Below are 9683 nucleotides of genomic sequence, written 5' to 3'. Positions count from 1 at the left end.
CTAATAATCAAGGTAAAAGAAATCAAAAAGGTATTAACAATGTAATTATTTTTAAATGCTCCCGAATACTCGACACCACGAGAAACATTTAAGCCTTGTGGTTTATCATCAGTACCTATATAGTCGGCATTAATTGCAGCAATGGGTAGCTGTCCGTTTAATTTGGCATTCTCATCGCCGATGAGTTCACGAAACTGTTTTGGTACATATTCTTTACGCAGTTTCCCCTTAGCATCTTTAGCGTAGAGTTTATGAGATAGACCAACATTAACTTTGAAATCTAATTTTGCTGATTTGGGATTAAAAATAATTACATTGTTAATACCTTTTTGATTTCTTTTACCTTGATTATTAGTTTTAAAAAAATCAATGCTGAACTTAGCATCTTTGCCAGGGCAAGTTTTAGATGCTTTTGGAACTGAATTTGCTTCAATCTCTTGACAACCTGATAATAAGGTTGCACCAATTATCAAAATAAATAACAAAAATAATTTTTTTGTAGACATACTAATGCAAAAAAAACCGCTACAGAATTACTATAGCGGGGAATAATTTAAAATTTGAATCTGGAGTTTATCTAAGAACTAAAACTTAAGAGAACCATTCTAAAACAGCTTCTTCTTTAGTGTTAGTATTTCGAGATGGTGTCTCACGATTAAATTTCATCTGAATCGACCGGGTTTGCTCACCATCAGCAGCTACAGCCAAGATTGGATAGTCAATTAAACCATCCTGGAAGGACATCTGGAAGCGGAATGTTCCATCTGGATTTAGCTGAATTGGACGACCACCAATGGTTACGGTAGCATCGGGTTCGGTTGCACCGTAGACTATCAATTCAGCATCGGCAATTAACCAGAACTGGCGCGGACGCACTGGTACGGCGGAAGCCGAGAAGCCAATACCTGACATTCCTGCACCGGAAGCAGTTAAGCCTGATACGGTAGGAACTGCCCACATACCTACACCAGATGGGAAAATGTAGGAGCTAATAGCTTGTTCAGGACGCGCAAAACCTGGTACTTGGTGCTGGGAACCGAAGATAGAACCAGCAACCCGTAGCGCTTCGGCTGATTCGGCTATACCAAAGATTTGGTCGTAGATGGGGTTGCCGTTACCATTGACAACAGCGTTACCAGCATTACCATTGGCGGTAGCTGCAATCTTCTTGGCTGGGAGAACTAGTTCGTATTGAGTCTTACCACGCAAATCTTCTTCAAAGTTAACAGTGATGAAGACATCTTCAATCCAGTCAGAAGGATAGACAGGAGGAATGTGTACTCTAGCTGAACGAGCTAGTACTAACCAGCGACCATCAGCAGCACGATAGCCGATATCGATCACATAATCGCGATCGCTAACTGGAACTGGTAGATACCATTCTCTAGCTAGTTCATCAGCAGGATATTCTTGAATGCTGTGGGGGCTTTGGTATTCAAGATTTATGTCGGTGACATCATAAATCCGTAGTGCGAGTTGTTGTCCCCCTTGTCGGCGCAGTTCCTCTTTATGCTCATTGGGAATATCCCAGTAAGTGTAAGCCCACTGAGGATCGCGTGGTAAGAGGACAATCCGGCTTTCACCATAGCCAGAGGGCAAATCTGCGAGTCCTTCATCAACATCAGCCAAAGATCCACCAGTTCGATCTTCCTGACCTAATTCAAACTTTGCAGCTTCCACGGTTTCCTGTGCCTCCAATGAACGAGATGGACTAAGTAAATTTTTACTGCGTTGGACTTCTTGAATTGATGCCAGCAATTGTGATTTACGCATTCGGCTATACCGAGAGATGCTATATTCGCTAGCAACTTTGCGTAGTTGGCGTAAGGTCATCTCCTCTAGTGGCGGGCGTTCTTTTGCCATTAATTTGGCCTCCAGTAGTTTAAGCGGTAAATGATTTCCCCTGGTTAAAGAATGCTATGTAAAATGTCATCCACTCCAGATGAATTTTTTATCCTGACTCCTGGTTTTGCCCAGTTTTTAAGGTTTTTTAGTCTGTTTTTAAATTGGGGTAACTTCCAATCAATTCCTTAGTTATGCCAAAATTAGCATTTCTTTGGGATCGGAAAAGTTCATCTGTTAAGTCAATATTAACCACTAAGCATATCTAGGGATCAAGGGGTTTCCATAGGTTTTTTGCCTGTTTCACGAATTTACAAGCCCTTCTGGGATCGAATTGTCATGATTTTATGACATTGATAGTTGGTTAGATGTTGAGCAATGGGAATAATGTCAATTTTTTATGACAATTAAACCCACCACTATAGGGCTTCTGGGTTGAGTCCAATACAGACCTAACAAGAACAGCCCCTTAAGAGCTAGCGTTGGGGAGTAAGATTCAAAGCTTCTTTCCTAAAAAGAAAGAGGTCGGAGTGTATTGCATACAAGCAAAAAGGGTGATCGCTATGATTCAGTTAACATCCTCCCAGCAATCTGAAAAGGGGCGATCGCTCCCAGCACAAGAGGCGGTGGAAACTATAGAAGAACAAGAACAGGTATTACCTTCAGGGCAAGGAGAATTAATTTTAGTTGTAGATGACGAAGCTGCCATTAGAGATGTGACAAAAACATCTTTAGAAAGCCATAACTACAAAGCAATCACAGCTAGTGATGGCATTGAAGCAATAGCCTTATATGCAGAACATTGAGATAAAATATCTTTTGTATTAACTGATATGCTCATGCCGTCAATGGATGGAATAACTACTATCCGCACCCTGCGAAAAATTAACCCCAATGTCAAAATCATTGCTATCAGTGGACTGACTTCGCAGGATAAAGTTAATACAGCTTATGACATGGGTATCAAAGCCTTTTTATCCAAGCCTTATACAGCTAGCCAATTATTGCAAACTATTAGTACAGTCAAAAATAATTAGGAGTTGGCATTGGGCATTGGGCACTTGTACTGCCCTTCTCTACGAGAGGCTGCGCCAACGACTACGCTCAGGAACCGCGACTTGTGCCGGGTGAGGTGTGGGAGAGTGGGGAAGCAGGGGAAGCAGGGAGAGAATAACTAATGACTAATGACTAATGACTAATGACTAATGACTAATGACTAATGACTAATGACTAATGACTAATGACTAATGACTAATGACTAATGACTAATGACTAATGACTAATCAACTCCACTGCATCTCGTTCATCGCAATTTTGTAAGTAAACTTTGACAACTTCTTCTTTAGCAGTAGGTAACTTTTTGCCAATAAAATCTGGGTGAATTGGTAATTCTCGATGGCCCCTATCTACTAACACAGCTAAACGAATCACCTCTGGTCTACCGTAATCGTTGACTGCGTTCAAAGCGGCGCGAATCGTCCGTCCTTTGAAAATCACATCATCCACAAGTACAACGGTTTTCCCCGTCAGGTCAAAAGGAATTTCGCTTTTCGCTGGAGTCCGCAATCCAATTTTGTCAAGGTCATCTCGATAAAATGTAATATCCAAAGCGCCGACTGACACGACTACACCTTCCAGCGTCTCAATCTGACGTGCCAACAATTCGGCTAATAACGCACCTCTTGTATAAATACCAAGAAGCACCAGTTGAGACAAATCACGTGTCCTTTCCACAATTTGAGAGGCAAGGCGAGTCAAGGTACGACGGATTTCTTCTGATGAGAGAATTTCAACTACTTTGGCAGACATAGTGAGTGATAAGTTAGGGGTGATGAGTTAGGAGTTAGGAGTTTTTATTCTTAACTCCTGTACAGACGCGATTAATCGCGTTTCTAACTCCTAACTTTATATTTATCATTACCTATTTGGAAATATTAAGAATATTGCGATCGCTATCCCTAACCATACCAAAAAACAATATCGGGTCAACTGCAAAGCATTCTGAATAGAAGTTGCAGTAATGGGATAAATAGCATCTCCTAGCAGTGGTTTGTACTTAGCTACCCCACGATACCAATTTGTACCCCCCATTTGCACACCTAAAAAAGCAGCATAGGCGCACTCACTCCAGCCAGAATTGGGACTAGGATCGTTAATTGCATCCCGACGACAAATTCGCCAAACATGCATCGGTTTACCCGATAACAGCGCCAGAGTCACCACTGTTAACCGACAAGGTAGCCAAGTCAAACAATCTTCCAACCGCGCACAGAACCATCCCAAATAAGTATAGGGTGCTTCTCGATAGCCCACCATTGAATCAAGGGTACTGCTGGCTTTATATGCTAAAGCCAAAGGAGTTGGCCCCACAACTGGTATAAAGACACCAACAATTGCATAAAAAAGCGGAGCCATTACCCCATCAGTGGCATTTTCTGCAACCGTTTCTAAAACGGCTCGGGAAATTTCTGCTTGTGAGAGGTTTTGGGTATCTCGACCAACGTAATTACTTAAAATCTTCCGAGCTTTTTCCAAATCTCCTGCTGTTAAAGGTTCTAAAACAGCCACTGCTGCGGCTCGTAAACTTCTGCCAGCAAAACAACTAGCCAAAAGAATGCTATCTATTGCAATTCCCAACAACGGATGAACCAATTTGGCACTTTGAATAATTAAAAAGCCAACAAGTCCACCACCAATTATCAGGATAATACCTAGTAAAATTCCAGCTAGGCGTTGCGTTAGAGAATTTTGACACAATTGGAGAGAAAATTTGGTCAGGCGAGAAATTACCCACCCCATAACTTGCACTGGATGAGGCCAATTCCAAGGATCGCCAATTAAATAATCTAAAAATGCAGCAATTATTAAGATATAGATGCTATTGGTCATAAGTTACGAGTCAAGGGTCAATATTTGGACGATTGACTTTTGACTAAACCACAAAACTAGCTTCTTCCCCAAGAGCAGCTTGCCAGCTACGAGCATCATAATAAAGGTCTGCCAAAGTAATACTGTACAAAGCTTCTTTGAGCTTTTGGTTGAGTCTCTGCCATAGGCTAAATGTTACCCAATCTTCAGCTTGTGCAGGTGCTGGGGTGTGATGGGGTAAATGGCTAGTCTCGCCAACTGCTTCTAAAATTTGTCCTATAGATATTTGTGCAGGCTCTCTTGCCAATTGGTATCCGCCGATGCTACCACGAATTGATTTAACTATTGACGCACGACGCATTTCTATTAGTAGTTTTTCGAGGTAAGGTGCTGGGATATCTTGGCGTTTAGCGATCGCTCTGGCAGATACAGGGCCATATTTTGGCTGTAAACTCAAATCTAGCAACGCCTTCACACTATAGTGTCCTCTAGTAGTTAGTTTCATTTTGGCAAGCTTTGTTGTTTGTCCTTTGTAAATAACCAATACTTCGACAACGCTCAGTACAAGTGACTAATGACTAAGGATCAGTTTTACTTATCATTCTGTGACACTGTTATCATCCTCAGCAAGTAAACAACTTTTCGAGTGTCACTTTAGAAAACTTAAAACTTGTATAGTCTAGCAGTGATTCACTAACTATATATATATAGTTATCAGCATTGCCAGCGTTATCTAAAATAGATTGTCTTAACAATATTGGTAATGGGATAACAATTGTGCATCTGAGTGTAATATACTTGGCTAGGTTGAGATAAAAACTAAAGGATTATGTTCCTATTAGCTCAACGTCAGCTAAAATAAAATCGATTCCAACACTTCAAACATTCATTTTCGACCTAAGTTGATGCCTAAACAGAAAAAAATTGAACCCCTAATCGGTGAAGAACTGCTCAAAAAAGTCAAAGAGCTAGAGAGCGAGAGCAAAGAAGACAAAGCCAAAAAGTGTGGCTACTATACCGTTACCAAAAATGGTATAGAGCGCGTCAATATGATGAAGTTCTTAAATGCCCTAATTGATGCCGAAGGCATTCAGTTGGACAGTACACCCAGTGCTAATGGGCGTGGTGGACGTAGTGCTAGCTATAGAATTAGTGTGCAATCGAATGGTAACTTACTTATAGGTTCAGCTTATACAAAACAGATGAATCTGAAACCAGGAGATGAGTTTCTAATTACTTTAGGCAAAAAGCACATTCGTCTGAAACAGGTAGACCCAGAAGATCAAGAAGGTGATGAAGCCCTAGACGCTACAGCTTAATAAATGGCCATTAGTCAATTGTCATTTGTCCTTTGTAAAAACCAATGACTATAAATAGTCATTAGTCAATCGTCATTTGTCCTTTGTAAAAACCAATGACTAATACTTCGGCTTACCTCGGCAACGCTTGGCACAAGTCGCGGTTCCTGAGCGTAGTCGTTGGCGCAGCCTCTCGTAGAGAAGGGCAGTACAAGTGACCAATGACCAATGACTAATGACTAATGACCAATGACCAATGACTAATGACTAATGACTATATCTGTAATCGGTAAGACTGGTAAATAGTGGCGAAGTGCCTTGCGCGTAACTGCTAAATTGCAGGTTAACGCAATTTGCTCTTTTTCTAGTAAACCCAAAATGCGATCGGGTTTATCTCGTGCTACCACTGGTAATTGATGCAAACCTCTAAGACTCATGCGGTCTAAAGCCTCAGATAATAGTTCATCTTGCCATGCATAGAGGATTTCAGTAGTACAAATGTCTATGAGGGTTTGACTGGATAAATTATCTGGAATTTCAGTTGGCGAATTTGAGTAAGTTTGCCAAAGAGCAAGGGCACGGTTAATATCTTCCAGAGAAAGTATACCAATTAATTGCTCTGCTTCATCAATTACTAAAGCACTGCGGACGCGATCGCGGATCATTTCTACAGCTGCATCTAACACTCCAAGAGTTGCAGGTAACTTTTTTGGGCAGGGATACATGGCATCTTCTACCAAAATTTGCTGCACAATTTCCGCTTGTTCATCTTTCAATTCAGAAAGACCAATTTGTTGTAAGTTAGAGTTAGAGTTAAAAGTTGGTTTAATCCTTTCCACTAGCCAAACACTCAAACCCACAGCTGCCATCAACGGTAAAACAATGCGATAGTCGCGGGTTAATTCAAACAGCATTAAAATAGACGTTAACGGCGCTCTAACACTACCAGCCAGCACTGCGGCCATTCCTACCATTGCGTAAGCTGGGGGAGCCGCCATTTGATCGCAAATAGCCGGGAATGCTACAGCCAAAATTTTGGCATAAGCCGATCCAAAAGAAGCACCTAAAAACATTGCTGGTGCAAACAAACCACCGATGAAACCACTACCCGCACTAATTGCAGTCATCACTAACTTCACCACCAACAGCACCACCAACAGGTAAAGTGGAAACTCCACATCCTGAAGCATTGCTTCTACAGTTTCATAACCGACGCCCAGAATTTGCGGGAAGTGCAAAGCAACTGCGCCAATCATCACACCGCCAATAATTGGATGAATCGGCTCAGGAATTTGTCCCAAAAAGGCAAAACCTGGAACCTTACCAGCAAAGCAGGCTTTTGCTACCCGAATTGATTGAGTATAAGTGACAGAAACTAGGCTGGCCCCTAAACCCAAGCCAAGATAAAGGGGTAATTCTAAGGGACTGCGGACTTGGTAGACAGGTAAATCAAAAGCAGGTTGTGCCCCCAAACCAATTTGGGCAATTAATGCTGCTACCACCGCCGCTAACAGCACCACACTCACACCAGAAGTAGCGAAAGATGTCGCTCCCATCACCACCTCTAGAGCAAAAAATACTCCAGCGATAGGAGCATTAAATCCGGCCGCAAGTCCAGCCGCAGCGCCAGCACCTAAAAGCAAACGTTGGCGTTCTTGAGATACATTCAGGATCACAGAGAACAACATGCCAAAATTTGCGCCAATTTCTACACTCGGCCCCTCTGGGCCCAAAGAAGCACCGCTCCCCAAAGAAACAGATGCAGCCAGCATTTTCGTAACTGGTCGTAGTGGTCGCCTAATCTCTGTTCCCTCAGAGGCGGCGATAAGAGATGAAAGTTCAGGGCCAAAATCTTGAGTGCGCCAGCGCATCAAGCCAACGATTAATCCGCCAAGGGTGGGAACGCAGGCTAAAGTCCAAGCACCCCAAACGCCAATTTGACCCATTAAATTTTCCAGCATCAGCTGGTGAATCAGCTGGATTAAATAGTGAAAGGTGACTATACCCATACCCGTACCACCGCCAATGAGCATGGCTAAAAACAGGACAACGGTTTCTGGGGATGGTTGAAAACGATTAATAAGGTGGGCTAAACGAGCGGAAGGTGTAGGAAAGGCAGGTTGTTCCGTTACCTTCCTCAGTTGAGTGGGAGGCAAGAGAGTCATTGAGAGGCGGGGTAAATGTAAGAAAAAATTTAAATTTTTATCTGTTACTTATCATTGTGAGCCATTATTTAGCAACCAGACAAATAGACTTTATTTGCTTGATTTACAAAGATTTAGTAAAAAATGTCATTGTGCAAATTTTTATGGGGAGAATGGTTACATGGGAGACAATTATTTAAGGGTCAGCGATGCCTAGTTTGGACGTAGTTGCGGCTAGTGGGGTGCGAGTGAGCGCCAACGCTATTTTTTCTAGAGACAACAAGTTTTTGTGGGCTGGGTGGACGCACCCGCGAATATTAACTAGGAGTCATCCTTGCCTAAATCTAGCTATACTCGTGTTGCGACCATTGAGCCATCCTTGGTAGTAATACAATGTATGTGTGATTTATGGCTGATGTCAAACCATACTTGGAAGTCTGCTAAGTATCGATCCCAATTCAGTATAGCTATTGTTATAGAGCGAGTAAATGGACTAGGCGGACGAGGTAAATGAATATACACACCTTTGATAATCATTATGTTACTTGCCCAATTTGCCAAAGAAATACTACGCCCAAACCAGTTAAAACGCGCATGGGCTTGTTTTGCTGTCCCTATTGCCAGGAACGGCTAGTAGTTTGCCAAAGCGGTCATTATGTGCGCGATCCGTTTACTTGGAGACAATTGATGGTTGCTTCGTCGCTACGTCGTCAAAGCCGACCTTTAGCTAGGATTGTCAGAGATTTTGTCTTGCTGAAGCGTCCTATGGTAGCCTTGGCTGTAGGAAGTGCTATTTTCTTTAGTGCGATCGCCCTGACTCAAGAAAGGACAAACTACGATCATCAAGGGTTTCCCACAACAGAGAAAGTTAATAAACCAGGAAACAACTTTCAGTAAATGGATTACTTTGGTATAAATCAAATATTACTTTGATTTTTGTAAAATTATAACTAAATACTTCTATGAAACCGTGTCTTATTCGCCCCAAATAGGACACGGTTTTACATTGAAAGGGCTAGTCCTAGTGTTTACGAAAAAGTTATTTTAGTCGATCAGCTAAGGAATTCAACTATTGAGGATGTTATATCATCTCACGATGGGTGCATCCCAGTTTTTATTTTGCAATGACATGTAAAAAAGTGGGATGCTCCCTCTCACGATCGCAATCGTTTTCTCAGCCACCAAACCACAAAACCAACAATGATTCCAACCATCAGACTGGAACTGAAGGGGTAGTTGCAAAAATAAGGAATTTTAGGAAAGATATCTTTCATACTTTCTTTACTACAAAAATCTTTGGCAGGTGATTGTAGTAGAGATACGGTTGCTATACCAGCACCTGCAACAGCTATAAGCTCTTGGAAGTTACGCTCTCGTTCAGATTTTTCGACTTCTATGCGATTGCGAGTAACGTTAATTGTATCTTCTAAAAGTTGCAAGCCAAGCTGCATATTTTCGATATCTTTGGAAATTTGTGGTAAATATTTTTTGTTGACTAGTCCGCTAAATTTTTCTAAAAAATCTAACTGAT

At 41.8% G+C, this 9683-nt stretch carries 7 protein-coding genes and 3 pseudogenes; 3 read left to right on the top strand and 7 right to left on the bottom strand.

Features of this window, described 5'->3' with window-relative positions; genetic code table 11:
* Positions 1 to 506 (bottom strand): annotated as a pseudogene (locus LC574_RS11830) (hypothetical protein); the annotation flags it as partial.
* Positions 507 to 591: 85 nt separating this feature from the next.
* Positions 592 to 1863, bottom strand: coding sequence for a DUF4912 domain-containing protein (locus LC574_RS11825; protein ID WP_229453698.1), 1272 nt, complete (start codon positions 1861 to 1863; stop codon positions 592 to 594).
* 587 nt (positions 1864 to 2450) lie between these two features.
* On the opposite strand from LC574_RS11825, the pseudogene LC574_RS11820 reads away from it, so the two are divergent.
* Positions 2451 to 2879, top strand: a pseudogene (locus LC574_RS11820) (response regulator); the annotation flags it as partial.
* Positions 2880 to 3114: 235 nt separating this feature from the next.
* Here the strand turns inward: LC574_RS11820 and pyrR are convergent.
* From pyrR to LC574_RS11805, 3 genes are all read right to left on the bottom strand, one after another.
* A complete protein-coding gene (pyrR, locus tag LC574_RS11815; protein WP_229453697.1) occupies positions 3115 to 3651 on the bottom strand; it encodes a bifunctional pyr operon transcriptional regulator/uracil phosphoribosyltransferase PyrR in 537 nt (178 codons plus the stop codon).
* 108 nt (positions 3652 to 3759) lie between these two features.
* Complete coding sequence (cbiB, locus tag LC574_RS11810) at positions 3760 to 4731, bottom strand: adenosylcobinamide-phosphate synthase CbiB (RefSeq protein WP_229453696.1); 972 nt, start codon at positions 4729 to 4731, stop codon at positions 3760 to 3762.
* Between the two features lie 43 nt (positions 4732 to 4774).
* Positions 4775 to 5215 carry an Rrf2 family transcriptional regulator gene (locus LC574_RS11805; RefSeq protein ID WP_229453699.1) on the bottom strand — a complete coding sequence of 147 codons (441 nt, stop codon included), beginning with the start codon at positions 5213 to 5215 and terminating at the stop codon, positions 4775 to 4777.
* 400 nt (positions 5216 to 5615) lie between these two features.
* On the opposite strand from LC574_RS11805, the gene LC574_RS11800 reads away from it, so the two are divergent.
* Positions 5616 to 6029 carry an AbrB family transcriptional regulator gene (locus LC574_RS11800; protein WP_229453695.1) on the top strand — a complete coding sequence of 138 codons (414 nt, stop codon included), beginning with the start codon at positions 5616 to 5618 and terminating at the stop codon, positions 6027 to 6029.
* Positions 6030 to 6268: 239 nt separating this feature from the next.
* On the opposite strand, the gene LC574_RS11795 is transcribed toward LC574_RS11800, so the two are convergent.
* On the bottom strand, positions 6269 to 8173 hold the full coding sequence (locus LC574_RS11795; RefSeq protein WP_229453694.1) for a chloride channel protein: 1905 nt from the start codon (positions 8171 to 8173) through the stop codon (positions 6269 to 6271).
* A 489-nt stretch (positions 8174 to 8662) separates the two neighbouring features.
* On the opposite strand from LC574_RS11795, the gene LC574_RS11790 reads away from it, so the two are divergent.
* Positions 8663 to 9049, top strand: coding sequence for a hypothetical protein (locus LC574_RS11790; protein WP_229453693.1), 387 nt, complete (start codon positions 8663 to 8665; stop codon positions 9047 to 9049).
* A gap of 257 nt (positions 9050 to 9306) precedes the next feature.
* On the opposite strand, the pseudogene LC574_RS11785 reads toward LC574_RS11790, so the two are convergent.
* A pseudogene (locus LC574_RS11785) lies at positions 9307 to 9683 on the bottom strand (hypothetical protein); the annotation flags it as partial.

Source organism: Nostoc sp. CHAB 5715 (assembly GCF_020829685.1).
Classification (GTDB): Bacteria; Cyanobacteriota; Cyanobacteriia; order Cyanobacteriales; family Nostocaceae; genus Nostoc.
Note: the sequence above shows the minus strand (reverse complement) of the source record. Positions and strands in the feature narration are given on the sequence as shown.